Source organism: Phormidesmis priestleyi ULC007 (assembly GCF_001895925.1).
GTDB lineage: Bacteria > Cyanobacteriota > Cyanobacteriia > Leptolyngbyales > Leptolyngbyaceae > Phormidesmis_A > Phormidesmis_A priestleyi_A.
In genome coordinates, this window is the sequence record NZ_MPPI01000030.1 from 1 (window position 1) to 22,944 (window position 22,944).

The 22,944-nt window shown below is 48.4% G+C and carries 29 protein-coding genes and 1 tRNA gene; 14 read left to right on the forward strand and 16 right to left on the reverse strand.

The features are described 5' to 3' along the window. Positions 1-322: 322 nt before the first annotated feature. The 10 genes from BRW63_RS19685 to BRW63_RS19730 all read right to left on the reverse strand — a co-directional run bounded on the left by BRW63_RS19685 (position 323) and on the right by BRW63_RS19730 (position 6,551). Complete coding sequence (locus tag BRW63_RS19685; protein ID WP_073074118.1) at positions 323-1,150, reverse strand: IS982 family transposase; 828 nt, start codon at positions 1,148-1,150, stop codon at positions 323-325. A gap of 76 nt (positions 1,151-1,226) precedes the next feature. Beyond that, the gene (locus tag BRW63_RS19690) at positions 1,227-2,219 is read right to left on the reverse strand and encodes a transposase (protein ID WP_073074119.1); all 993 of its coding nucleotides are present in this window, start codon (positions 2,217-2,219) and stop codon (positions 1,227-1,229) included. 346 nt (positions 2,220-2,565) lie between these two features. Next, entirely contained in the window at positions 2,566-2,892 is a 327-nt protein-coding gene (locus BRW63_RS19695) for a DUF5615 family PIN-like protein (RefSeq protein WP_073074120.1), read from the reverse strand. Further along, positions 2,876-3,100, reverse strand: a complete 225-nt coding sequence (locus BRW63_RS19700; protein WP_073074121.1) for a DUF433 domain-containing protein — start codon at positions 3,098-3,100, stop codon at positions 2,876-2,878. The genes BRW63_RS19695 and BRW63_RS19700 overlap by 17 nt, the downstream gene beginning before the upstream one ends. 106 nt (positions 3,101-3,206) lie before the next feature. Continuing rightward, on the reverse strand, positions 3,207-3,677 hold the full coding sequence (locus BRW63_RS29040; protein WP_219898639.1) for a hypothetical protein: 471 nt from the start codon (positions 3,675-3,677) through the stop codon (positions 3,207-3,209). Between the two features lie 275 nt (positions 3,678-3,952). Further along, positions 3,953-4,477: a DUF421 domain-containing protein gene (locus BRW63_RS19710; RefSeq protein WP_073074122.1), complete on the reverse strand. Its 525-nt coding sequence runs from the start codon at positions 4,475-4,477 to the stop codon at positions 3,953-3,955. A gap of 201 nt (positions 4,478-4,678) precedes the next feature. Further along, positions 4,679-5,053 carry a type II toxin-antitoxin system VapC family toxin gene (locus BRW63_RS19715; RefSeq protein WP_244913234.1) on the reverse strand — a complete coding sequence of 125 codons (375 nt, stop codon included), beginning with the start codon at positions 5,051-5,053 and terminating at the stop codon, positions 4,679-4,681. Positions 5,054-5,057: 4 nt separating this feature from the next. Beyond that, positions 5,058-5,285 (reverse strand): hypothetical protein, encoded by a 228-nt coding sequence (locus BRW63_RS19720; protein WP_073074124.1) that lies wholly within the window; start codon positions 5,283-5,285, stop codon positions 5,058-5,060. Between the two features lie 45 nt (positions 5,286-5,330). Next, the gene (locus tag BRW63_RS19725) at positions 5,331-5,846 is read right to left on the reverse strand and encodes a hypothetical protein (protein WP_073074125.1); all 516 of its coding nucleotides are present in this window, start codon (positions 5,844-5,846) and stop codon (positions 5,331-5,333) included. Positions 5,847-6,062: 216 nt separating this feature from the next. Beyond that, positions 6,063-6,551, reverse strand: a complete 489-nt coding sequence (locus tag BRW63_RS19730) for a hypothetical protein (protein ID WP_073074126.1) — start codon at positions 6,549-6,551, stop codon at positions 6,063-6,065. Positions 6,552-7,001: 450 nt separating this feature from the next. Between BRW63_RS19730 and BRW63_RS19735 the strand changes: the two genes are divergently transcribed. From BRW63_RS19735 to mltG, 7 genes are all read left to right on the forward strand, one after another. Next, positions 7,002-7,964 carry an integron integrase gene (locus BRW63_RS19735; RefSeq protein ID WP_073074127.1) on the forward strand — a complete coding sequence of 321 codons (963 nt, stop codon included), beginning with the start codon at positions 7,002-7,004 and terminating at the stop codon, positions 7,962-7,964. Between the two features lie 295 nt (positions 7,965-8,259). Continuing rightward, a complete protein-coding gene (locus BRW63_RS19740) occupies positions 8,260-8,631 on the forward strand; it encodes a hypothetical protein (protein WP_073074128.1) in 372 nt (123 codons plus the stop codon). A 330-nt stretch (positions 8,632-8,961) separates the two neighbouring features. Beyond that, complete coding sequence (locus tag BRW63_RS19745; protein WP_223257441.1) at positions 8,962-10,188, forward strand: F420-0:Gamma-glutamyl ligase; 1,227 nt, start codon at positions 8,962-8,964, stop codon at positions 10,186-10,188. Between the two features lie 4 nt (positions 10,189-10,192). After that, positions 10,193-11,581, forward strand: a complete 1,389-nt coding sequence (locus tag BRW63_RS19750; protein ID WP_244913235.1) for a GNAT family N-acetyltransferase — start codon at positions 10,193-10,195, stop codon at positions 11,579-11,581. After that, positions 11,559-12,056: a Holliday junction resolvase RuvX gene (gene ruvX, locus BRW63_RS19755; RefSeq protein WP_317615833.1), complete on the forward strand. Its 498-nt coding sequence runs from the start codon at positions 11,559-11,561 to the stop codon at positions 12,054-12,056. Before BRW63_RS19750 ends, ruvX begins: the two co-directional genes overlap by 23 nt. 128 nt (positions 12,057-12,184) lie before the next feature. Further along, complete coding sequence (locus tag BRW63_RS19760; protein ID WP_073074131.1) at positions 12,185-12,748, forward strand: DUF3727 domain-containing protein; 564 nt, start codon at positions 12,185-12,187, stop codon at positions 12,746-12,748. Between the two features lie 187 nt (positions 12,749-12,935). Then, positions 12,936-14,045, forward strand: a complete 1,110-nt coding sequence (gene mltG / locus BRW63_RS19765; RefSeq protein WP_073074132.1) for an endolytic transglycosylase MltG — start codon at positions 12,936-12,938, stop codon at positions 14,043-14,045. 62 nt (positions 14,046-14,107) lie between these two features. Here mltG and frr read toward each other — a convergent pair whose 3' ends face one another. The 3 genes from frr to BRW63_RS19780 all read right to left on the reverse strand — a co-directional run bounded on the left by frr (position 14,108) and on the right by BRW63_RS19780 (position 16,054). Further along, the gene (gene frr / locus BRW63_RS19770; protein WP_073074133.1) at positions 14,108-14,656 is read right to left on the reverse strand and encodes a ribosome recycling factor; all 549 of its coding nucleotides are present in this window, start codon (positions 14,654-14,656) and stop codon (positions 14,108-14,110) included. Beyond that, a complete protein-coding gene (gene pyrH / locus BRW63_RS19775; protein ID WP_073074134.1) occupies positions 14,643-15,371 on the reverse strand; it encodes a UMP kinase in 729 nt (242 codons plus the stop codon). The genes frr and pyrH overlap by 14 nt, the downstream gene beginning before the upstream one ends. A 134-nt stretch (positions 15,372-15,505) precedes the next feature. Further along, a complete protein-coding gene (locus BRW63_RS19780) occupies positions 15,506-16,054 on the reverse strand; it encodes a thioredoxin family protein (RefSeq protein ID WP_073074135.1) in 549 nt (182 codons plus the stop codon). Positions 16,055-16,206: 152 nt separating this feature from the next. On the opposite strand from BRW63_RS19780, the gene BRW63_RS19785 reads away from it, so the two are divergent. Continuing rightward, positions 16,207-17,100, forward strand: coding sequence for an alpha/beta fold hydrolase (locus BRW63_RS19785; protein WP_073074136.1), 894 nt, complete (start codon positions 16,207-16,209; stop codon positions 17,098-17,100). Here the strand turns inward: BRW63_RS19785 and pyrE are convergent. Further along, the gene (pyrE, locus tag BRW63_RS19790) at positions 17,097-17,711 is read right to left on the reverse strand and encodes an orotate phosphoribosyltransferase (RefSeq protein ID WP_073074137.1); all 615 of its coding nucleotides are present in this window, start codon (positions 17,709-17,711) and stop codon (positions 17,097-17,099) included. The two genes, BRW63_RS19785 and pyrE, sit on opposite strands and share 4 nt — an antisense overlap. A 119-nt stretch (positions 17,712-17,830) precedes the next feature. Here pyrE and BRW63_RS19795 point away from each other — a divergent pair, with 119 nt between their 5' ends. Then, entirely contained in the window at positions 17,831-18,223 is a 393-nt protein-coding gene (locus tag BRW63_RS19795) for a hypothetical protein (RefSeq protein ID WP_143162080.1), read from the forward strand. Between the two features lie 25 nt (positions 18,224-18,248). Here the strand turns inward: BRW63_RS19795 and BRW63_RS28000 are convergent. After that, positions 18,249-18,321: transfer RNA gene (locus tag BRW63_RS28000), tRNA-Ile, on the reverse strand. 142 nt (positions 18,322-18,463) lie between these two features. Here BRW63_RS28000 and BRW63_RS19800 point away from each other — a divergent pair. Together BRW63_RS19800 and BRW63_RS19805 are read left to right on the forward strand one after the other, a co-directional pair. Beyond that, positions 18,464-19,120 carry a hypothetical protein gene (locus BRW63_RS19800; RefSeq protein WP_073074139.1) on the forward strand — a complete coding sequence of 219 codons (657 nt, stop codon included), beginning with the start codon at positions 18,464-18,466 and terminating at the stop codon, positions 19,118-19,120. A gap of 81 nt (positions 19,121-19,201) precedes the next feature. Further along, entirely contained in the window at positions 19,202-20,668 is a 1,467-nt protein-coding gene (locus BRW63_RS19805; RefSeq protein ID WP_073074140.1) for a hemolysin family protein, read from the forward strand. A 23-nt stretch (positions 20,669-20,691) separates the two neighbouring features. On the opposite strand, the gene BRW63_RS19810 is transcribed toward BRW63_RS19805, so the two are convergent. Continuing rightward, entirely contained in the window at positions 20,692-21,420 is a 729-nt protein-coding gene (locus tag BRW63_RS19810; RefSeq protein ID WP_317615834.1) for a TMEM165/GDT1 family protein, read from the reverse strand. 409 nt (positions 21,421-21,829) lie between these two features. Here BRW63_RS19810 and BRW63_RS19815 point away from each other — a divergent pair, with 409 nt between their 5' ends. From BRW63_RS19815 to BRW63_RS19825, 3 genes are all read left to right on the forward strand, one after another. Beyond that, entirely contained in the window at positions 21,830-22,327 is a 498-nt protein-coding gene (locus tag BRW63_RS19815) for a GNAT family N-acetyltransferase (protein ID WP_073074141.1), read from the forward strand. A gap of 186 nt (positions 22,328-22,513) precedes the next feature. Next, complete coding sequence (locus BRW63_RS19820) at positions 22,514-22,702, forward strand: DUF6888 family protein (RefSeq protein WP_073074142.1); 189 nt, start codon at positions 22,514-22,516, stop codon at positions 22,700-22,702. After that, positions 22,689-22,940: a DUF6887 family protein gene (locus BRW63_RS19825; RefSeq protein ID WP_073074143.1), complete on the forward strand. Its 252-nt coding sequence runs from the start codon at positions 22,689-22,691 to the stop codon at positions 22,938-22,940. The genes BRW63_RS19820 and BRW63_RS19825 overlap by 14 nt, the downstream gene beginning before the upstream one ends. Positions 22,941-22,944: the final 4 nt, after the last annotated feature.

Genomic DNA, 22,944 nt, shown 5'->3' on the forward strand with positions numbered 1-22,944 from the left:
ACTCAGATCTTGCACTATTCTCAATAGTGCCAGCGGATGGGCTTGAGAATGATTTCAAAGCCATGCTGCATCGCAATGTCCCAGTGACTCCTAATCTGATGTAGGAGGTCTTTCCAAACAACCTGCGGCAAGAGAATGACTTGGGCAAGTTCCCCTGCGGCTTTCCAATCTAGGCGCTGAGGTTTTGCCCAACAATGTGTCCAGTGTGCTAGTAACCCAAGTTGCGGGTTAGTTGGAGATGGGAGATGAGTGTGAAGCGCACTCAGGTCAACGAGTCGAACTCGCGAAAGCAGTTCGTAACCGATTGAGCGGGAGCAAAGGACTAGTCGATAAAAGCAGCTTTAAGGGTGAAAGCAACGATAAAAGTGGAAACTTTAAGCAAAAAGCCATCCATCGTCACCGCATGAATGGCTTTGGGAAATTGAACAGGAATGCCACTGAAAACAGTTTCGATGAAGTGGCGAGTGGTTTGCTTGATGTAAGCGAGAGCGGGAGAATCCGGGCGTTTGGAATTACGTTTACGAGCGACCTGTAAGGTAACAGCCTCGGTATCGCGAAGGGCATCCTCTATTTTGTAATCGGTGTAGGCAGCATCCGCATAGATTTCACTGTTTGCGGGCAGCGATAACGGCAAGGCATTGAGTCCCCGCACATCATTAGCTTCGCCGGGCAGAAAGGCAAATTCCACTGGAATGCCATCAGCGGTCGCTAGCAGTTGTACCCGAATGCCATAGAAGTAGCGCTTTTTGGATGCGATGTAGCCTCGGTAATCCTCGCATCGAACCAGACGAACTTGAGGAATCCGAATGTTGTCGCACAAGGGCACCGGAAAAGAATCGAGCCAGGATTCCGTACTCGAATGGATCGATTTGAGCACCATACCCAGACAGTCGAACAGGTCTAGTAATGGCAAAAATAACCGATGCAAGCGGCGATTAAACCGCGACTTACTCAACATCTTGGGCATCAACCCGGGTTCTTTGAGATAGTCCTGAGCATTCTGATGATTCCCACCGAAAAAGCGGGCAGAGACAAGTGCGGTGGTGATTACTTCCGCATCGCTCAGTTGCACTCGGACATCCTCCTGATGCCCAATCGCTTTGAGCAGGTCATCGGTGATGGCATAGATCGCTATAATTTCAGGAAGCATTTTTTCTCTCCAGGAGTTACAAGACCTTGGAGAGGCTTTATTTGTTTTGCTCCTGCTGCCGCTTATAACTAGCAACTCAAGTTAGTACAAAGGCGACCAGAGACAACACGAGCCAGCGGTAGAGTCCCAGCAAGGTGGATTGACCAAAGCGATGCAAACTAAAGCGATGTTTGATGGTTTTGAAAAAGCCCTCAATCGCCCAGCGTTGTCGTCCGAGTCGCACCAAGTAGACTCCAGAATACGGGTAAGTAGAGACGACAAAGCGCAGTTCTCGTTTGCGCTCTGAGCGCTTGAGCCAAAACCAGGAGACCGTTAGGGGCGTTGACATCCCCACCAAGCGGACTTGTTGCCCGCGTCTTCCGGTGCGGTAAAGTTGCTTGAGGGACTTGCCATTCTCCATCTGACGGTTGCCGGGCATTCCGACAACCGCTCGCCACTGTCGCTTTTGCACAGCCTGGAGAAACTTGATCGTGCCAAACTCAGTATCTGCCAGCACGATGACGGGGAAGCGGTGGGTCAGGGTTTTGGGGACGCGGGCGAGCAGCTTGCAGGCTAATTGAACGGGACTAAGGTGCCCTTTGCCGTGCCAGATGCAGAAGCTCCAGGGCACTCGCCACTGTCCGATGACCAGATACAGCATGACTAGATGCAACCCCCGTTTGCCATTGAGTACCCGCACCCAGGGGTCAGTCTGCACCGTTGCACTGTCGTCTCCAACCTCCGATGGTAAACTCGTTGCCAGGTGAGCAAACTTGCCACACTTGGGCAGCGTCGTCAGGTCAAGGATCACTTTTAACGTGGTCATGCCGGGAGGCAGGTGCCGCAAAACTTGGTTGAGCATCGCGCGGCGCGTGGCGCGAATCACTCCTACCGTTGACCAGTCGTAGCGATTGAGAAAGCGACTCAAGGCACTCGCGGATTTGCTGGTGCAGTGGGCAGGGATGGCTTGTCCTTGGGCTTGTAGAAACAGTCCGAGCAGCGCTTCGAGACTGCTGCGCTGATGAGGACTAGGCATCAATCCGAGCAAGGTATAGACTAGCGATTGGGCGTACTCAAAGATGGTTTCCATAACCGTCAAACCAAATTACTTCTACGCCCTTTCTTTCAGATTTTCAGCCGTTTGGCAACCCCTTCTTGAGAATGGTGCAAGATCTGAGCTTAGCCACATAACCTAGTTGAGCCGCAACCGCAGGCGGTTGCGGCTCACTTACGAAGAATGCAAATTCGGTTGTCGGTTCCAACGCTAGTTAGATCGTAGCGTCACGAAGATTTTAGTATATAGTACAAGTGAACTAAATGGCGCTGTCGGTCTAACGTTCCGGCTGAGCGGCTGCAAGTAACTTTTGTATCTCCACCGAGATCTCCCTTCAGTCCGCTCCAGCCGGGTTGTTATGCCGCGATCGCTGACACAACTTTCAGGAGCCTCCAACTTCAATCACTTCTCCTGGAGCAACTGTATCCAACACGCTACGAGCATTTGGCATCAGGGGAAGTAAGTCAGAAAGTTTGTTACTGGATGCTACAAGAACAACAGCTGCCACTCCAGCCTGCTGTAGATTTTGCTGATAACGCAAATTTTGATCTGTAGTGAGGAGAATCGTGAAACCCTCTTGGCTCATAAGCCTCAGCAATTCACCGTTCTTTTTCCCTGACCATCCCATCTCAACAACTGTGCGTACCTCGTAATTGGCAAGCTCACGCTTTAACGGGCGTGGGGCACATTCATCAAGCAGGATTCGCATAGGCTGTCAACATTTCCTTGGCTAATTCAAGGGCTGCGATCACCTGTTCTCGACTGACACTAGGGAAATGGTCTAGAAATACCTCTAATGAATCACCAGCCTCAAGATAATCAAGCAGGGTTCTCATTGGCACACGAGTTCCTACAAAAACAGGAGTTCCCCCTAGAATATCGGGGTCGCTATGAACAATTCGGGATGTTAATGTCATAACAAATTCAGCCAAACGACTGCCAGTCTTTGCTTGTAATTATATCCTCAAATCACCTAGGGGCTATTGTTCGAATCGAGATTCGAATTTGGCTCATCTCACCGACTCACTTGACTACTCTACCTACATCTTGCCGCGCACATTCTTCTACAATACCTAACGCAGTCGAAATCACATTTTGAAGATCAGATGTTGCTGAGCCAGAATTCACAAAATCACACACAGCTTTGTTAACTACTTGGGTGGTATGGGCAATTTTTGATTGCTGATTTTTTGAACAATATATGGACACAGCAGATAACCAAACCAATATTTCGCTCAAATCATCAAACCATTCCTTTATTACATCCTTGCCCATCACACTTGTAAGAGTGCTACCTTCAATGGCAAGGCTTGATCGTTTATTTAGTGCCCTGACCAAATACCTGATTGTATTTGAATATGCTTCTACACGCTTATCGCGTATCCATTTTGCATGTTCTTGTTTCGCTTGTAGATAACTTGTAATCAGTGTTCCAGCCATCCCAGCTACTGCACCAATTGCAGCCCCAATCAAGCCTGCTATTGCGGCATCCATAGCTAACTTATTTTTAACAGCAAATCAACAACTCCGCCGCAAGCGGACGGAGTATGAAACAGCCGCTTTTTTTAGTACTTCTTACGCCCCAAGGGGCGGGGAATCTACCCTTGATGAGATTGAAGAGTGAACAAAGAGGCAAAGAGTTGATTCATTGAGGACTAAGCGGCACAACGGTTGTGTTCAACGGCGGCTAGTATTCTTGCATCCCTGCCAAGATCTTTAACACCGTCCGTTGCAATACAGTTGTTAGACGGCAATTACTTGGACTACTCTTATGCAGAAGGGGATGGATAATTATTGACATCATTAAGGGCAGTAGTTGCTGGTTGGGCAGTAGTACGAAGAATACTAAAACTACCATCAGTTTCCAGGATTACCGCCTCAACTTCACTCATCTGACTGATACCTTGGGTGCGAATGGCAGCACGTACTTCTTCAGGAGTTACCCGTTGTGAGCGGAGCGCACTCTGTAGCATTTGTCCCTGGTGAAATAAGAGCGTTGGCTCCGACTTGACTAGCTGTTGAATCGTGGGAAAACGCACAGATAGCCACGCTACGGTAAATTGGAGTGCAATCAGCAACAAGAGGGCAAGCAAACCCTCAGCGAGTGCTACATCTTTTGATAGGAGGATTGTTGCAAGTGTTGAACCGAGAGCAACAGTTACAACTAAGTCAAAGGCGTTCATCTTCGAGAGTGTGCGTTTCCCCGAAAATCGAAGAAAGATCACGAGTGCTGCATAAGCCAAAACGCCAACAACAATGACGCGCCCTAATCCCTGCCACGTATCAAAGAACATTCAATCTCCTGATGTAGGGTAAGCTGGCTCCATAGCAGAGCATATCAAATTGCACCTTCAATATAGTTATGTGAACACAATTACCAGGTCAAGGGCTGTCGATCTAACGTTCCTAGTCAGCGGCGGCAGATAACCTTGGCATTACCACCAAGATCACGATACCGTCCGCTGCACTAGGATTGTTATGCCGCAGGGCGATACTCACCAAGTTACTGTTTGCAGATTCTCGACCTCCTGAAAATGAGCATCACGTGTCACCAAAATCAGATTATGTTGTGATGCAAGGGTTGCAATCCAGATATCATTTTCAGGTAACGGACGACCTTTGAGTCTTAACTTGTTTTTGACCTCACCATACTGTCGAGCAGTTTCAGTATCACACCCAAGCACTGTACTGCTAGCAACCAGCTCATCAATTCTTGCTAAGTTTGCTTGGAATCTCCCCGATTTCCTTGCGCCATAACATAACTCACCAATGGCAATACTTGGAATAAAAACTTCGTTGGCTTGAGCAAGGTTGTTTTTGACTGCTGCTTCATCTGCAAAGAGAGCAATGATAATATTGGTATCCAGCAAGTACCTACCACTCATTGACATCTACCTGTTCACAGCCTTGCTCAATTGCCTCGCACATTAACTGGAGATCTTCAGGCGGTATGGAACCTGCGAAACGCAGCAGTTGCTGCCCTGAAGTACCTCGAACTTGAGATTTCGCCAGTGCTTGGGCAAATTCCAACACCCGCCATTGTAAGTGCTGCGGCATAGCTCTTAACTGCTCAATTACCTCGTCGGTGATGGGTATGTTCATTTTGTCTCCTCCTTGCCATCATTTTAACAATGACTCATTGTTTAATCAGTCCTTCAATTTGTTGATTTCCTCTTGTGATGCATTATACATAACTGTAAGGAGCTTACCACCACTGTAATGAAGTGTTATCACAGCATCATTGTTCTTCGGATCGCACCGAATTGTAGTCCCATCAGGAAGTTTGATATGAAAGTCTAGAATTTCCTCCTGTTTCTGCTTATCACAAAGTCTACGAATCATTTCCTTTAAAGGTTCGATAAACACTTCATCGACTGCCGCATCAAGAAGCTTGCCACCAATATAACCAAGTGCGAGGGTCACAGATGCCTGAAATGCTGGATTCGCGATGATAGCGATGGCAATCTCGACAAACTCATGGGGTACATCATCGTCGGTGTAACCCCAGACTTCTACCCTCCAATTAGGATCATCCTCAAGTGCATCATGAAGAGCTTTTTTTCGACGATTGTGCAATTCGAGCGCACGTGGAGAGTTGTCGCTCAACCCTTCAAATCTATTATCAAGCCGTCTGTACACACCAATCCATAAATTGGGACTCATATTATGGGTTCCTCTCTGTTAAACCTCAAGAATACTGTGTCGAAGAGTCAAGTGCATAACGGTGTTCGTCATCTGCCGTAGACAGCATTTCCATCAAACCGATCAACTCTCGCCAATCAGGCACATGGGCTTTGTTACACCGCATTCAAGTTTATTCAGTTGTGGAGATTAAATTGACTTCTACAATCCTAAATGACTTACTCCCAAGCCATTTCACTAGATTTTGTACTTGTTAGCTATTCTAATTGAATTGACACCTAATTCAATTGCCGAACTGTGAATATTGGCAAGATTTTGATTTTGAGAATCAATTAGTGCCTCAAGCTTTACAATTGTAACTTCAGGCTTTTGCTTATCAACATTTCTTTTAAAGTCAATCATGAAATTTCGATTGTAATCAAGACACGACGAAGATAGTGCCATCAGCTTAGAAGCTTTTTCTTCAAACCGAAATGCGACATCTAATGCAGCCGTCACTGAAATAACAACTCCCAAGCAAGTGTATATGATCATAACTACTTGCTTAACCGTTTCAGGGCTTTTTAAGTTTATCATTACTAATTCTGCAACCGTGTTGGTTGCTACCAAAGCTCCTAAAACAATAATTATAATTTTTGGTAGTTTTGCTCTTCCTAAAAGCGATTGTCCTTCTTTTGATAATAGATCAGCAAGAGCGGCACATTCTTGTTGACGGATTGACACCATATCTGCCAATTCCTTTAACTGATCGAAAATTTTTCGTTTTCAAAAATTGGCATGATTTTTGTAAAAATGCGAAGTAATTACTCAAAACGAAGTTTAACGAAGTTTATTGTCATTCTCTCACTACAAACCTCAAAGCCTCAAAGCACCCCCTTATCAACTACTTCACACTAACTTGACCTTAAACACCAATAGACAATCTTCCTGTATGTCCCCACAGATAACTTAAGGCGGCATAACAACTTATATCGAATTTTTTCTCAGTAATGTCTAGATTCAAGCATTATCGAGAAAATTTTCTTGTGATATCGCCGCTGAGGGACATTATCGAGAATTTTTGCGGATGATATTGCCGCTGTGGGATCTTATCGAAGACTTTTCCGTGAATTCTCAGAGCATCTTTAGCGAAGAGTATGTGATATTTACTACACAAATGGCTTATTGCAAATACGAATGTCTACCTCGCCCAAACTGTTTGAGCGCCTTCATGAAGAGTTTCGCCGTCGCCATTACGCCTATGAAACTGAAAAAAGCTACACTCGCTGGATTAAAGAGTTTATTCAGTTTCACCACATGACTCCCCCACGAGATCTAGGGCGCGAGGCAGTGGAAGCCTTTCTGACGCATCTGGCAGTTAATCAACGGGTGGCTGCTTCCACTCAAAATCAAGCCTTCAGCGCGTTAATCTTTCTCTATCGAGACGTGTATCAAAGAGACACCGATTGGAATCTAGATGCTCTCAGAGCCAGAACGACTCGCTATGTGCCGACCGTATTGTCGCGAGAGGAAACCTTCGCGATTCTCAACCAAATGAGTGGAGTTCCGAAACTGATCGTCCAAGTGCTGTATGGCAGCGGGTTGCGGCTCCGGGAAAGTTTGAACCTGCGCGTCAAAGACCTGGATTTTGCCCAACATCAAATCGTTGTGCGAGACACAAAAGGGCGGGAAAGCCGAGTCACGCCGTTGCCCGATCGGTTAATTGAGCCGTTAACTCAACACTTGCAAACGGTCAAACGTTGGCATGAGATGGATTTGCACCAGGGTTATGGGGCGGTGGTGTTGCCTTATGCGCTCGATCGCAAATATCCGAATGCAAATCGTCAATGGATTTGGCAATTTGTCTTTCCTGCCAAAAGCCGCAATCGTGATCCTCAGAGCGATCAAGTCGGTCGTTATCATTTCCATGCATCGAATGTGCAGAAAGCCCTCAAACAAGCAGTTGGTTTGGCAAAGATTCAAAAGCGCGTTAGTTGCCATACGTTTCGCCATAGTTTTGCCACACATTTGCTGCACAATGACTACGATATTCGCACCGTCCAAGAGTTGTTGGGACACAAAGATGTGAAGACAACCATGATTTATACGCATGTGCTAAACCGAGGTGGGCGCGGCGTGAGAAGTCCGTTGGATGCTTAACTGCACCTGCAAAAATTAAGACTTTAAAGATTCCAAAAAACAAAAAACTCCTGTAGAATACATCGCAGTGATGAAGTTGTGCCCCGAAGCCTGATCTACCAAATCAGACTCCGAGGACTTCCATCCCTAGTTAGAGTCAGTAACTCAGGAGGCGTTCATGATTGTACACCGTCGGCTTTGCTATGGGATCTTGAAAGGCTGGAATCAAGATCCTGCATACTCTTTTCATCCCAATGGAATGTCTGATCAATCAGCATTTTTGTCCTCTTTGAATTAACCAAGAGGACAAAATAATATGGGAGTTAGGACGATCGTTCCTGGCTCGATTTCGTTCACCGTTGAGTTGCGCTGCTCAACCGAAAAACGTTATCGAGTCAGTGTGACTTTGGATTTGCAAGAGCGTTATATCTTCCTTTCGTCTGGCATTCTCGTGAATGTGAGGGACAGCATTGAAGAGTTTGTTTCGCAACTGAGTGAGATTGCATCCAATCAGCTAGCATTGCTCAAATGGGATGGCACGAGTGACTTGACGACTGAATATCAGATTGTTCGAGTGTTGCCGGGCTATCAAGTTGAGCGATCGTTAGCGAAGTTCAACATCGTCTTGGGCAATGGTTCACTGATTCAAGTGGAGGAGTTGCACAACAAAATTACCATTCAACTCTAGAAAATTGGGCATTAGGGAACCGTTGATTATTGAACCCTTCATAGTCATACGGCTCCCTAACCACGCAAATCGTAACTGCAACTTAATTAGATAGCACGCCCTGGTAGGGCGACTTGCTAGACTGTCGCTTCGACTACTTGACTACCGCTGAAACAATTTTTGTTTTGACTCTTTCCCGATCGTTGCCCAAAAATCAGATTCTTGGGACTAACGTCTCCATCAATCGTTAAAGAAGTCATTGACGAGATTTTAGCAGGGGTGAGATTGAAACCTGAAATCTGAACCCTTTTGTTCTAGACTTTGTTACAACGTTAATTAGAGTCAGAACTCGTGGGAATCATCGAGAGCGTTTTCATTGGCATCATCGGCAGCGCGATCGCCTTAGTCATCCTGATCCTGGTAGCCCTCGAAGCGCAATATCGGCAGCGTCCCGGCAATGATTTAGAACTAACTGCTGGCAAGTGGGAGTTTGACCTCTATGAGCCGCAGCGATATCTGCTGGTAGGCAATCTAGAGTTTCGCAACCGCACCCGTCGCCTCGAAGTGATGGTGCCAGAGATTCGAGCCGAGGTAACGCTACTCACATCTGGCAGCTTAGAAGGAGTCACCACGACGACTCACATTATTCCTCGTCACACCGAAGCAACCGCTAGAAGTGATCACTATTGGGAAAGCCGGATCGTCAAAGTCGGGGGAGAAGACCCGATCGAGATCTCGATCGACGTTCAAGGACAAGACCTGAGCGACCTTAAAGTGGCCTGGGTACAGATTCATTACGTCACTTACGGGCCTCAAGGGCGAATTCCTAAAACTCGCCATATCGTAGTGCCGCTCAAGTTTCCTAGCACCGATGACTCTAAGCGCTGGCGACCTGCCGCTAATTCGGACGTTTTGCCGATTCGCACTCACCTGCTCACTGAGTTAGATGATCCCGTTGAAGTCGTGCGTCGTTACGTAGTGCCCCATGCTCAAGCTGGAGACGTAGTGACGATCGGAGAGTCGCCCCTCGCCATTATGCAAGGGCGATTTATTCACCCCAGCGAAATTCATCCTGGATGGCTGGCGACTCGCTTGTGCTATCTGTTTTTGCCGACTTCGAGTTTGGCGACTGCCTGCGGCTTACAGACTTTAATTAACATCGTCGGGCCCGGGCGCGTGTTTGTCGCCTTTGTCGCAGGCGCGATCGGGAAACTTTTTGGTCAACCTGGCTTCTTTTATCGGGTAGCAGGCGATCAAGCTCGACTGATTGATGACGTAACCGGAACACTGCCCCCCTACGACAAATTTATCGTGCTTGGGCCCGATAACGCCCAGGGAATTGTGGATCAAATTCAGCGCGAAACTGGGCTATCTGCTGCGATCGTAGACGTGAATGACTTGAAAGCAGTTAAGATATTGGCAGCGACCTCTAATCTATCGATCAACTTTCTCAAACAGGCGCTGATCACAAACCCGGCTGGGAATGCCGATGAGCAAACCCCTGTCGTCCTGATCCGTCCCACTGAGTCGCTGCTCGATCGCGCCTCTGTCAAGCCTGAGTCTGCTGGCACTCATTAGGGATTTGTCTAAATTTGGCAATGAATATCCCTTAGGGTTGACCCAGATTTTCTGCCAAACTCCTACCCTGAGGGTGAATAGCCGCTTTAACACCATGATTCGAGCCTTTCCTCAGACAAATAATATCGTGATTCGACCAATCCAATATCGCGATTTAGAATCGGTCGAGCAGCTTTGTGCAGAGGCATCAGAAGCAGAAAGCCCCAATTGCTCAATGGTGAGAGAAAAGCCATTAGCGATTCGGCGCTGGTATGGAATTCTCAAGGTTCTCAGTCTGTTTCCCAATCCTTTTCAAGATTCTTTCTGCATCCACGTCGCAGAGTTCAACCAGCAAATTCAAGGATTGATTCAAGTGTCGCCCTTTAACCGGACGGGGACGACTTGGCGCGTCGATCGCGTTGCCGTTGATCCCGTTATTCTGCAAAATGAGGCAGCATCCGAATCAGAAGTGCCGACCACCTCGTTGGTGACTTCTAGCGATATTGGCTCTCTGCTGCTGCGCTATTGTTTAGAAAAAGTTTGGCAAGCCCGCACTTGGATCTTAGAAATCGATATCCACGATAATTCTGCGCTGGCGCTCTATCGCAAAAATGGGTTTCAGCGTCTGGCCCACATGACCTATTGGGGCATCTCTCCTGAGCTTTTGCAAGAGTTGTCGCACCGAGAGCCAGATTTACCCAATCTGTTGCCCGTCAGCAACGCCGATGCTCAGTTGCTCTACCAACTCGACACGATGGCAATGCCGCCGCTCGTGCGTCAAGTCTTCGATCGGCACATTCAAGACTTTAAGACCAGCTTGTTTAGCTCAGTCGCCGAAGGGGTCAGACAGTTGTTTAGCCGCACTGAGTTTGTAAGTGGCTATGTGTTTGAGCCACAGCGCAAAGCGGCGATCGGATATTTTCAGGTGCAGTTGTGCCGCGATGGTTCTCAACCTCACGTTGCTCAACTGACCGTCAACCCTGCCTACACCTGGCTCTATCCTGAGCTAATGGCTCAAATGGCGCGAGTGACGCAAGAAGTCCCGGCACAAGCGTTGCACCTGTCATCATCAGACTATCAGCCTGAGCGAGAAGAATATTTAGAACGCGTCGGAGCCGATCGCATCGCCCACACGCTGGTAATGTCCCGATCGGTGTGGCATAAGCTCCGAGAAGCAAAACCTTCTGCCGTAGAGGGGTTACAGCTTTCTGACGTGCTGCAAGGGCTTCAACCCTCTCGCAAGCCCGTTCCTGGACGGATCTCACTGCTCAAGTCAATCAAGCGAGAAGAGTCTAAGCCAGATTCCACCCACCCTGCAAAACCACCCGCATCTCCCGAATCTGGCAGCAGCGTTCAAGATCTTGTCAATCGAGCGTCTAAAACCGAACCTCGTGGTGAAGATCCTTGCTGTTGAGCCGTCCTCCTGGGATCAAGGTATGAGTATGGAGTTTGTCTCTGCCTTGGGGCTAGATGTCGGTCAAAAGCGGATCGGGGTCGCGGGCTGTGATGGCACAGGACTGATCGCGACCGGGCTAACGACGATCGAGCGCAAATCTTTTCAACAAGTCATTGCTGAATTGCAGGCGATGATCCACGATCGTCAAGTTCAAATCTTAATTATTGGTTTGCCCTACACGATGGATGGATCATTGGGATTCCAGGCAAAGCAAGTGCAAAAATTTGCGAGAGCCATCTCTCACGCCCTTAACCTCCCGATCGAATATGTAGACGAACGGTTGACCAGCTACCAAGCAGAACAGCTCCTTCACGCCGAAAACATTTCACCTTCCCGTAATAAAGGTCTGATCGATCGCAAAGCAGCGTCCATTATTTTGCAACAATGGTTAGATGAACGGAAACTCAAAGAGCGGCTCGGAGCCAAAGCGTAAACAAACCTTTAACCTTTAGGCTCCACCCTTTAGAGAAGGTGCCATTCTGAGGGATACTTTTCTGAGAGCTAAGTGCGATCGCGCCAAGGATCATAATGCCCAAGTCGAATCGAGATAGAGAGAGTCCAATGGATGAAGATAGCATTGATATGGATGCTCCCACCGTCACCCTGACCGATGAGGCAGGGCTAACCCTGATCTGCTACGTCGAGCATTCCCTAGAGGTCGAAGAGCAGGAGTATGTCTTGCTGCTTCCAGTAGACTCTCCTGTAGAAGTTTTTGCTTGGCAAGAAGATGGTGAGGAAGATGAAGCCGTCTTAGTCGAAGATGAGGAAGAATTGAATCGAGTCTTTCCGACGGCTAGAGCGGTTTTAGAAGAGCAAAACCTCACGTTAAAGCGCACGGCTGTGGTGCTGACTGTTGAAGGCGATTTGCCCGATTTTATCGAAGATGAAGACGAATGGGCGGGCGTTGAGTCTGACTCAGAAGACGAGCAAGAAGAACTTCAACTTCTGTCTAGTTTTTATCACGAGGAGCAAGAATATGCCATCTATGCCCCGCTTGATCCCTTCTTCATTCTGGCAAGAATGGACGAAGACGGGCAACCTCACTTACTTTCTCCAGAAGAACTGAAAAAAATCGAGCCGATGCTGCCGATGATTGAAGATCAACTCTTTGATGCAATGGAGTAGTCTTCTGTCGAGGCTCGATCGAGAGCTTGTAGGGACGTTCTACAGAGCGTCCTTATGTTCTTAATAAAGGGCAGTCTGGCAATTTTAATCATTAGAACTTCTAATCAGTCTTGACTAGTGGTGACAGAGCATCGATTATTTGTTCTGACGAGGGCGATCTCTCACTTGTTCAATTCAGACAATCACCATGAAAGCTGTCCAGCGCATTGCAAAAGGGTCATTTTATCTGCTGATCATCTGCTCGGTGCTAGGTCTATCAGCATGGCGGGTACAGGCTTGGTGGAGCTGGGCAAGTGCGCCTGCGATCGAGTCTGCTTCTCAGCAGGGCAAACGAGTCATAATTCAAATCCCGCAGGGAACCTCAGCACAGCAGATCGGCCAAGAACTAGAGACCGCAGGGCTAATTAAATCGGCAAAAGCCTGGGAACTGTGGGCCCGATGGTTGATGTGGAAGCAGCCAGATGGAGGCTTTCAGGCAGGGAACTATGAGCTATCGACCGCCGAACCTCTGCAAGCGATCGCGCAAAAAATCTGGACGGGTGAAGTCGCTCAACGCAGTTTCACCATTCCTGAAGGCTGGTCGCTCAGACAAATGGCCAGTTATTTTGAGCAACAGGGGTTCTTCAAGGCGCAAGACTTTCTGACCGCTGCCAGCCAACTTCCAACGGGCAAATATCCCTGGCTGCCGACGGGTGTTGCGAGCTTAGAGGGCTTTCTTTACCCCGATACTTACCAAATTTCTGCTGGGGCGCAAGTTACGCCGACTGAGGTGATTACCCAAATGCTCGATCGCTTTGAGCAGGTCGCATTACCTCTCTATAATCAAGAGCGCGATCGCACCCAGTTCTCGCTGGCGCAGTGGGTAACCTTGGCTAGCATTGTCGAAAAAGAAGCAGTAGTCGCCGCCGAACGACCTCGGATCGCCGGGGTGTTTACCAATCGGTTAAAACAAAACATTCCGTTAGGATCTGATCCAACGGTTGAATATGCGCTAGGCGTTCAGCAGACTAAAGAGCAGCCGCTGACGCTAGAGCAAGTGAAAGTGGAGTCTCCCTACAATACTTATATCAATGCTGGGCTGCCGCCTGCTCCGATCGCGAGTCCAGGTCTCGCGAGTCTGAAAGCGACGTTAGCACCCGAAGTCACTGACTATCTCTACTTTGTCGCGAAATATGATGGCACTCATGTGTTTAGCCGTACGTTAGGTGAGCATGAATCAGCCCAGGGAACGATTCGAGATACGATCGACAAACGCGCTACAAAACCTCAAGAGAAGCCCAAAAAACCTGGAAATTAAAAAGCGGCAGTTGATTATTCATCACCTGACCGCTCGTAAATTGAGGCTTCAATCTTTGCAGATTAGACCGTTGTAATGTCTTTTTCTTTTTCTGCCAAAACTCTTTCCACTTCAGCGACATATTTGTCGGTTAGCTTTTGAATTTTGTCTTGAATATCTTTTGATTCGTCTTCAGATACTTCCTTGGCTTTCTCTTGCTTTTTCACCGCATCAACCGCATCACGGCGAATATTCCGAACCGAGACTTTGCCCTCTTCAGAATATTTAGTTGCCAGTTTTACGAGTTCTTTGCGCCGATCGCTCGTCAAGGGCGGAATATTTAACCGAATCGTTGACCCGTCATTGTTGGGCATTAACCCCAAACCAGACATTGAGATCGCTTTCTCAATGAGCGCCATGCTGCTTCGATCGTAAGGCTGAATCTGAATCGTGCTCGAATCAGGCGTACTGATATTAGCGAGAGCCTTGAGAGACGTAGGAGTCCCATAATATTCGACCGACACCTTATCTAAAAGACTGGTGCTGGCTCGACCCGTCCGAATGGTATTAAAAGACCGTTGAGTGGCTTCGATCGCCTTCTTCATATGGTCTTCGACATCAGCAAACTTCACACAAACCTCCGACAATCGTTCCGATAGATTCTCCCATCACAGCGCGGCGCACATTTCCTGTCACCGACAAATCAAAGACAACGATGGGAATATTGTTATCTTTACACAACGCGATGGCAGTGCTGTCCATCACTTTCAAATCGTGGGTCAACACATGCGAATAAGTGAGACTTTGAAAACGCCGCGCATTGGGGTTGTGGGCTGGGTCGGCATCATATACCCCATCTACTTTCGTCGCTTTGAACAGCACATCTGCGCTAATTTCGGCCGCTCTCAGCGCAGCCGTTGTATCGGTGGTGAAGAAGGGATTGCCAGACCCCGCCCCAAAGATCACGACCCGACCTTTTTCGAGGTGACGAATGGCGCGGCGACGAATGTAGGGTTCGGCGACTTCTTGCATCGCGATCGCCGTTTGCACTCGTGTGGGCACTCCAAGGTGCTCTAAGGCATCTTGCAGGGTCATTGCATTCATGACGGTGGCAATCATGCCAATGTAGTCTGCGGTGGCTCGATCCATGCCTGCTGCCGCACCTTTGACTCCTCGAAAAATATTACCGCCTCCGACGACGATCGCGATTTGCACTCCAGTGGCCGCGATTTCTGACACTTCTTCGGCAATCCCATTGACTACGGCAGGATCAATCCCGTAGGATAGGTCGCCCATCAGGGCTTCACCACTGAGCTTCAGCAGAATCCGCCGATAAGTTATTCCCATTTAACGATGACTTGCGTGACTTCAATTGCTTTCACCTAAAGATAGCAGTAGATTAGACGCTTTTATCATTTCTGCCTGCGAGAGCAATGCCCGACCCACACAATCTTCATGTCGAGCGATCGCGTCTCTGATTCCTAACTATTACGCCATTTAATAGAACAGCCGATCGGGTCAGTTGAGGTGGGAGCGATCGCCTCTCCAGCCAAAACTCTGGCGATCGCGTCTCTCAAATAGTTCGTTTTGACGGGTTTTGAATCTTCTGGGTTGTCATCGATCGCGCCGTTATAGCAAAGCACACCTTGCTGATTGAGCAGAAACACATGAGGCGTTTTCTTTGCCCCAAACGCATTCGCGACTTCTTGAGTGACATCTCGAATGTAGGGAAAATTGATTTGGTTGCCTGCCGCAAAGGGTTTCATTTTCTCAAAGCTGTCTTCAGGAAACTGCTCCGCATCGTTGGGGTTAATGCCAATCAGCGTCAAGCCTTGCCCCTCAAAATCGCTTTGAATCTGCTTCAGACGATCGACATACATCTTCACGTAAGGGCAGTGGTTGCACATAAACACCACTACAACGGCGTGAGACTGTTCGAGATATCGAGCGAGATGATGCACCGAGCCGTCGATTCCGGGGAGTTCAAAATCCGGAGCGTAACCGCCAATCTGAGTTCCGATCGTGTCCATAAACTCAACTTACAGGGTGAAAGAGTGAAACTTTATATAGTAATCGCATCCGATCGTGACACAAAAAGGTTCAAGGTTTAAAGGGCATCGAACTTAGCGCTTAACCGTTAAGCTAGACTACATAAAAGTTCATAATTTTCTGATCGAGTCCTATGGTGACTTCTGCTTCTCCCGCGATCGACAATAAAACCTGGATATGGAAAGGCTTTAAGATTGCTTACCAGGCTCAAGGCAGCGAAGGGCCTGCCGTCGTTCTGATTCATGGTTTTGGGGCCTCGTTTTATCACTGGCGCAAAAATACGCCAGAGTTAGCAAAAACTTGCCGAGTCTATGCGCTTGATTTAATTGGGTTTGGTAAATCAGAAAAGCCTGTGCCGATCGAGCAAGTTGACTATACGTTTGAAACGTGGGGACAGCAGATTGCAGATTTTTGTCGTGAAGTTGTGGGTGAATCAGCGTTTTTGGTCGGAAACTCGATCGGGTGTATTGCCGTGATGCAGGCTGCCGTCGATCACCCAGAAATCGCACGAGGATTGGCGTTAATCAACTGTTCGTTGAGATTGCTGCACGATCGTAAGCGCATTGGGCAACCCTGGTTCAAACGGGTGGGTGCGCCCGTCTTGCAAGGAATTCTCAAGCGAAAATGGGTGGGCGATCTGTTTTTTAAGCAACTTGCACAGCCCAAGACGGTGCGTAATATTTTGCTGAAAGCTTATGGACGATCGGAAGCCGTCACCGATGAGCTAGTCGAGTTATTGATGGGAGCCGCCCGCGATCAGGGTGCAGCAGCCGTTTTTGTCGCATTCACAGGCTATTCTCAAGGGCCGTTGCCAGAAGATTTATTCCCAAAGTTGCCTTGCCCAGCAATTATTTTGTGGGGAGCAAAAGACCCGTGGGAACCGATCGAGCTTGGTAAAGCCTTTGCAAACTATCCTCAAGTCGAGAAATTTATTCCGTTAGAAGGGGTGGGTCATTGTCCCCAAGACGAAGCGCCAGAACTCGTTAACCCGATTTTACAAGAATGGATTTTGTCACATTCAAGCTAGGCGTGGAGTTCCTGCCAGCGTTTTTGCAGATCTTGAATCGTGAAAACGGCTTGAAACTTTACACCTACTTTCTCGTAGAATTCTGCGCCGCCTTGCTGGCGATCAACCAGCGTAATCACTTCTTCAACCTGATAGCCTGCTTCTCGCAGCCGATCGACCGCTTTCATCGCCGATTGCCCCGTCGTCACTACATCTTCTAACACCACAACCGGGCTACCCTCTGGCAAAGTCAGACCCTCAATATAAGCCTGAGTGCCATGCCCTTTAACTTCTTTGCGAACGATCAACGCTGCCAGCGATCGCCCCTCATAAGCTGCGACCACACTAGCAGCAGTCACGATCGGGTCTGCGCCCAAGGTCAAGCCAGCCACCGCCACGGTTTCAGGTGAAATGTAGGGCAACAAAATTCGTCCGACTGCCAAACCGCCTTGAGGGTGCAGCGTCACCTGTTTGCCATTGATGTAATAGGTGCTTTTCTGACCCGAAGAGAGCAAAAAATCGCCTTCTCGATAGGCGACTTCACAAAATAGATCCAATAACGCTTGACGAAGAGCAGGCAACTCTGCGATCGCCCAAGGAAAGTTTGCAGAAGATTGGGACAGATTTGTCATAGGTAGGGCAAACTAGAGTTATTAATTATTGAGAAGATAGCGTTGCGAACCAGGTCAAGACTCTGGTTTTAAACATCAATCCAAAGTTAAACTTTAGCGGAATAGTGGAGACAAATTCTATGGATGTGAGGTCAAAGAGTGTGTTGAGCCTAATGGCTCTAGCGGCTGCTTCTACAGTTTCTACGGCAGCCATGGCTCAAGAAAAACCTGTAGCGACGTTTAAGCCTCTTGTAAGCATTCCCGATGCGGTCGATCGGGCGTTTTTTGGGTCGGCTGAAAGTTTTCAGGATGTCGGACGACAGACCGGAGCGCTGATTGGGGTGCCTAAATTTCCAGAGAATGCGATCGCTCGTGATGCCGCTCACGTTCATCGGATCTATCGAGATCTGCTATATCAGCAAGTCTCTAGCGGCCCGATTATTCGCACGGTAGATTTGCCAAACCCTTACAACACATCAATTTTGACCCTTCCTAAAACCAATGTCAGCAACCGCGTGATCGGCTCTGAGTGAGTGTTTGAGCGGTAAATCTCACCAATGCGCCGTGCTGGAATCGAACCAGCCTGAAGGCGAATTATGAGTTCGCTACCTCCCCAATCGGTCAACGGCGCAGACGGGTTTGTGTAACATTTTAGCTTGAGTTTCGCGGTTGTCTCTCAGCCGCGATATTTTTTTTTAATAGCGGGTGTTCTCGATCGTGTTTAGCGAATACAATTCAGGTCAAACCGCATTCACTTATCTTGATCACGATCGATGCGAATTAATTCTACAGTTGCCCTCACCTTTATTTTGCTGACCTTGATGTTTGGTGCAGGCATTGTGACAGGGGCTTGGGGGTTTGCGATCGGACGAGAAGCCCTGAAGGGAATTACGCAGCCCGATGCCCGCCCCACTAACAAAGTGGGCAAGAAAAATGGCTCGACCCGAACCTCAGACGCGCTAGTGGTTTTGCAAGAAGATGACATTATCAAGAAGGTGAAGACGCGCTTGAATGGAAATGCAAAGTCGGCAACTGCCAGCATTGCCCCGCCCAAACCAGAGCCAGAGAAACAGGTGACTAATTCTGCCAAGTTTCCGATCGTCAGTCAAGACAAGGGTGTGACCGTAGAAGTGAGCGGCGTGCGGCGGCGGGGAGACTCAGTGGTGTTTGATGTCTCGATGAAAAACGAGGGCAGCCAATCGGTTAAATTTCTCTACAGCTTTTTAAACATCACGGATGAACAGGGACGAGTGCTCAGTGCCGACACCGATGGTTTGCCAACCGAGTTGCCGCCCAATAATCAGAAATTTACTGGAACGGTTTCGCTTTCGACCGCCTTGCTTGACAAAGCCCAAAAAATCTCGATCCAGCTAACCGACTACCCTGATCAAAAGCTCCAACTGCGGATGGCTGACATCCCAGTCAAGTAAGCGCAAACTAGCAAGATTCGGAACGCCATCTAATTTTTCTGATTGCCCTCGCGGTGCATTGTTTATTGGTTTTCTTCGCAAATGATTGCCCCTTTTGCGGTCGGTTTGGTGTCGAGTGTTCCTCAAAGTCTGAGTTGGACTGAGGTGGCGCTAAGGTTTTTGTCGGTTTTGCTGCTAATCACGATTAATGCGTTTTTTGTGACAGCAGAATTTGCGATCGTCTCCGTGCGGCGATCGCGGATCAATCAACTGGTTGACGCGGGAGACGTTCAAGCTCGAACCGTGCAGAATTTGCAGCGCAGTATCGATCGGGTACTGTCTACGACTCAGCTAGGCATCACACTGTCGAGTTTGGCGCTGGGCTGGATCGGCGAAAGCACGATGGCAGTCATCGTCGCAAGCTGGATTGCTCAGTTGCCGTTTTCGCCCGCGGTCGTGCAAACGCTCTCGCACTCGCTGGCGATTCCCCTCGCGTTTTTGCTGATTGCCTATTTGCAAATCGTGTTGGGTGAACTGTGCCCCAAGGCGGTGGCGATGCTCTACGCGGAGGAGATCGCTCGATTTTTGGGCCCGTTTAGTTTGGCGATCGCTCGATTTTTTAACCCATTTATCTGGGTTCTCAATCAGTCTACGCGCTTGCTGCTGCGGCTGATCGGCATCCAATATACCGGGCAGGAGTGGTATAACCAGGTGACTCCTGAAGAGTTGCAGCTTATTATCTCGACTTCTAGCGAATCGACGGGGTTAGAAGCTGAAGAACGCGAGATTTTGAGTAATGTCTTTGAGTTTGGAGATGTTCCGGCAACTGATGTCATGATCCAGCGTCCGAGTATGACGACGCTGTGGGTGGATGCCACAGTTCGAGATTTGCTAGAAGAAGTGGCTCACTCTGGGCATTCTCGCTACCCAGTCATTGGCGACTCGCTGGATGATGTCTGCGGCATGATTCACTTTAAGGAGCTTGCAGAACCGTTAGTGCAGGGAACATTGACCTTAGACAGCCCGATTAAGTCGTGGATTCATCCGGCTCGATTTGTGCCTGAATATACGCCCTTAGGAGAACTGCTGACTTTGATGCAGCGATCGCGAATGCACATGGTTGTCGTGGTCGATGAGTTTGGTGGCACTGCGGGGTTAGTCACGATTCAAGACATTATCAGTCAAATTATTGGAGACAGCCCTGAACCGCAGGGTGATGGAGAACTTTCGATTCAGATTTTAGACGAAAACACCTTCCTAATTCAGGCGCAGACGAATTTAGAAGAAGTGAATGAAGAACTGAATCTAGACTTTCCCCTGGCGGAAGAGTATCAGACGATCGGCGGTTTTTTATTTTATCAATGGCAAAAGATTCCGGGGCCGGGAGAAACGCTGCAATATGGCAACTGTGAGTTGACGGTGATTTCTGCTGAAGGGCCGCGATTGCATCAAATTCAAGTGCGGCGGATTGAACCCTCAGATGGGACTCGGTCGCGCGATCAAAAACCCTCAAACCAAATCGAAACGAGCGTCAGAGAGTCGCGTCGAAGATTAGATGAATCACTCTAAAAAGATCCGTCATTAGAGCGTCTTTAAGTGCCCTCAAACCAAGCGACCCCCGCAAACAATAAAAACAAAATGCCTCCTAATTGGGTGACAGTTCGTTCTGAGATGCGACCAGCAATAAGTTTGCCACCGATCACGGCGATCGCGGCACAAATCGTGTGTCCAGCAATCGCGCCCAACGTCACCCCAACGGGATTGTGAGCAGCAGCCAGCGCGATCGTAGCGAACTGAGTGCGATCGCCCCACTCACCCACAAAAACCAGCCCAAACGCTTCTAAACAAATCGCAAAGGGCGTTTTCTTTTTGAGCTTGACTTCGGCTTGAGAGATGGCGGCGATCGCGTCTCGCTCTGCATCAGAAGCACACTCAAGATAGTCGTCATCGGCGGCTAGGGTGCGATCGCTGCATTCAGGCCGCATTTGATGAGCGTCGTAGAGCAGCTTGATGCCAAACGCGACAAACAGCACGATCGCAGCGTAATGAGTCAAGTCTCTGGGCAGCAGTGACACGACCCGTCCTAAACTAACAGACAAGATGGTCATTGCAGCAAGCGCAAGTACAGCCCCGGCAAACACATAGCGGCGACGGTGACGCATCGCTAAACACATGGCGATAAAAAACGTCTTGTCGCCCAACTCAGAGACGGTAATGAGTAATAAACCCGCAGTAAAGGCAGTTAACACGCTCTCAAGCTCCCCAGAATCAACAGTGTAGAGATTTTCTGAGTGGGCTTGATGAGGGTGCAACGACTCCACCAAGCTCACATCAGATGTGAACTCAGTGAAGGTCTCGCTTGCAAACTGGGTTTCAGGTTCGGGAAGAGTGAGCTTGTCTGCTCAATTCTTTGATCCCTAATCTCTGACCCATATTTGTCACTTGAACCAGGCTCATCACCAGTATGTTGATTCAAGTGGGCTGGTGTTTGTTGACCAGCAGCTACTCCCCTTCAAACTGATGTAATTATACTTGTCTTTGGGGAGATGCGCGATCGAAGTTCCGCTTTTTTAGAGCGATCTATGCAAATCTGGGGGGATCTGTGGAAGCCTTCCGTCTATCGATCGGTTTTAGAATAATAGGCAGAAACGTTCAGCCCAACAACAGTTATACTGCTGGCGTTTTAGTTGGGGCAGCATTTGAAGCTTATCTGTTGAGGAAGCCTGAATCATGGATGTAGAAATTGTTCCTTGCTCCGTTGAACACCTTGAAAAGTTGATTGAGGGCGCAGATGCTTTTCTAAAAGCTTACGGGCTTCAAGTGGTCGATGGGTATATGCCTTTTGAAGGGGCACTTCAATACATTTTGAACCAGATGCAAGGTTCGCAAATTTGGCATCCTTGGCTACCGTATCTGTTTCTTTTTCGTCCTGACCAGGCGTTGGTTGGGCTTGGAGGCTTCAAATCAGTTCCAGATTCTAAGCGCACCATTGAGATTGGTTACTCTGTCGCCCCAAATTATCAGGGCAGAGGGTTTGCAACTTCTGCGGCACGTCAGCTGATTGAGATAGCGTTTGGGTCAAAGTTAGTGGACTGTGTTTGCGCTCACACACTGGCAGAACATAATGCATCGACTAGAGTATTGAAGAAGTGCGGGATGACCAAAGGATCAGAGACTATCGATCCTGATGTTGGAAATCTGTGGAGGTGGGAGATTAGCGCCGTATAACAACCGTGGGGCAACGGACAGTAGGGAAGATCTTGGCGCTGAGTTCGAGGTTGCTTACCGCCGATGATCACTAACGTTAGATCGTTAATTCCCGAAATCTGGTTGACTTCTCGGATGTAGTCTTCGATCGCAGGGTTAACTAGAAACAATTGCTAAAATGAGCAGCAGATGGTGTGACTAATCAAAATGCCCACTGCTTCTCAACTGGCGAGTCTGTATCGGATCGGATATCAATTGACGTTTACGATGCTTCAACCCGTACATCTAATTTGCGTTGATATGCGAACTCGCAATGTGTACGTCCTCGCTGGATCTGACGAAGAGCTTGAGTTCCAAATTTTGCCCAACGGAGCGTTATCTGATGAGCCAGACTGATTATGATGCAATGTCTGACGCTGAATTGAAACAGTATTTTCTCAAGCATCGGGGAGATAAAGCCGCTTTTCAAGCCTATTTAGACAGAATTAATCAGCGTCCGCGCAGGATTATTGCGAGTCCCGATGACCCTGATTTCGATGAAAAAGTTCAAACGGCGATTCGGCAAAAGCTAGAAGCGGCTAAAAGCGGCAGGAGTCAGCAGCCTCCCCATGATGCATTGGAGCCGACCGATTAAAGTT

What these genes read in the sequence shown, in the direction of transcription:
- BRW63_RS19685 (WP_073074118.1), bottom strand. Translation starts at nt 1,150, where the DNA reads ATGCTTCCTGAAATTATAGCGATCTATGCCATCACCGATGACCTGCTC.
- BRW63_RS19690 (WP_073074119.1), bottom strand. Translation starts at nt 2,219, where the DNA reads ATGGAAACCATCTTTGAGTACGCCCAATCGCTAGTCTATACCTTGCTC.
- BRW63_RS19695 (WP_073074120.1), bottom strand. Translation starts at nt 2,892, where the DNA reads ATGCGAATCCTGCTTGATGAATGTGCCCCACGCCCGTTAAAGCGTGAG.
- BRW63_RS19700 (WP_073074121.1), bottom strand. Translation starts at nt 3,100, where the DNA reads ATGACATTAACATCCCGAATTGTTCATAGCGACCCCGATATTCTAGGG.
- BRW63_RS29040 (WP_219898639.1), bottom strand. Translation starts at nt 3,677, where the DNA reads ATGGATGCCGCAATAGCAGGCTTGATTGGGGCTGCAATTGGTGCAGTA.
- BRW63_RS19710 (WP_073074122.1), bottom strand. Translation starts at nt 4,477, where the DNA reads ATGTTCTTTGATACGTGGCAGGGATTAGGGCGCGTCATTGTTGTTGGC.
- BRW63_RS19720 (WP_073074124.1), bottom strand. Translation starts at nt 5,285, where the DNA reads ATGAACATACCCATCACCGACGAGGTAATTGAGCAGTTAAGAGCTATG.
- BRW63_RS19725 (WP_073074125.1), bottom strand. Translation starts at nt 5,846, where the DNA reads ATGAGTCCCAATTTATGGATTGGTGTGTACAGACGGCTTGATAATAGA.
- BRW63_RS19730 (WP_073074126.1), bottom strand. Translation starts at nt 6,551, where the DNA reads ATGGTGTCAATCCGTCAACAAGAATGTGCCGCTCTTGCTGATCTATTA.
- BRW63_RS19735 (WP_073074127.1), top strand. Translation starts at nt 7,002, where the DNA reads ATGTCTACCTCGCCCAAACTGTTTGAGCGCCTTCATGAAGAGTTTCGC.
- BRW63_RS19740 (WP_073074128.1), top strand. Translation starts at nt 8,260, where the DNA reads ATGGGAGTTAGGACGATCGTTCCTGGCTCGATTTCGTTCACCGTTGAG.
- BRW63_RS19760 (WP_073074131.1), top strand. Translation starts at nt 12,185, where the DNA reads ATGGATGAAGATAGCATTGATATGGATGCTCCCACCGTCACCCTGACC.
- mltG (WP_073074132.1), top strand. Translation starts at nt 12,936, where the DNA reads ATGAAAGCTGTCCAGCGCATTGCAAAAGGGTCATTTTATCTGCTGATC.
- pyrH (WP_073074134.1), bottom strand. Translation starts at nt 15,371, where the DNA reads ATGGGAATAACTTATCGGCGGATTCTGCTGAAGCTCAGTGGTGAAGCC.
- BRW63_RS19780 (WP_073074135.1), bottom strand. Translation starts at nt 16,054, where the DNA reads ATGGACACGATCGGAACTCAGATTGGCGGTTACGCTCCGGATTTTGAA.
- BRW63_RS19785 (WP_073074136.1), top strand. Translation starts at nt 16,207, where the DNA reads ATGGTGACTTCTGCTTCTCCCGCGATCGACAATAAAACCTGGATATGG.
- pyrE (WP_073074137.1), bottom strand. Translation starts at nt 17,711, where the DNA reads ATGACAAATCTGTCCCAATCTTCTGCAAACTTTCCTTGGGCGATCGCA.
- BRW63_RS19795 (WP_143162080.1), top strand. Translation starts at nt 17,831, where the DNA reads ATGGATGTGAGGTCAAAGAGTGTGTTGAGCCTAATGGCTCTAGCGGCT.
- BRW63_RS19800 (WP_073074139.1), top strand. Translation starts at nt 18,464, where the DNA reads ATGCGAATTAATTCTACAGTTGCCCTCACCTTTATTTTGCTGACCTTG.
- BRW63_RS19805 (WP_073074140.1), top strand. Translation starts at nt 19,202, where the DNA reads ATGATTGCCCCTTTTGCGGTCGGTTTGGTGTCGAGTGTTCCTCAAAGT.
- BRW63_RS19815 (WP_073074141.1), top strand. Translation starts at nt 21,830, where the DNA reads ATGGATGTAGAAATTGTTCCTTGCTCCGTTGAACACCTTGAAAAGTTG.
- BRW63_RS19820 (WP_073074142.1), top strand. Translation starts at nt 22,514, where the DNA reads ATGCCCACTGCTTCTCAACTGGCGAGTCTGTATCGGATCGGATATCAA.
- BRW63_RS19825 (WP_073074143.1), top strand. Translation starts at nt 22,689, where the DNA reads ATGAGCCAGACTGATTATGATGCAATGTCTGACGCTGAATTGAAACAG.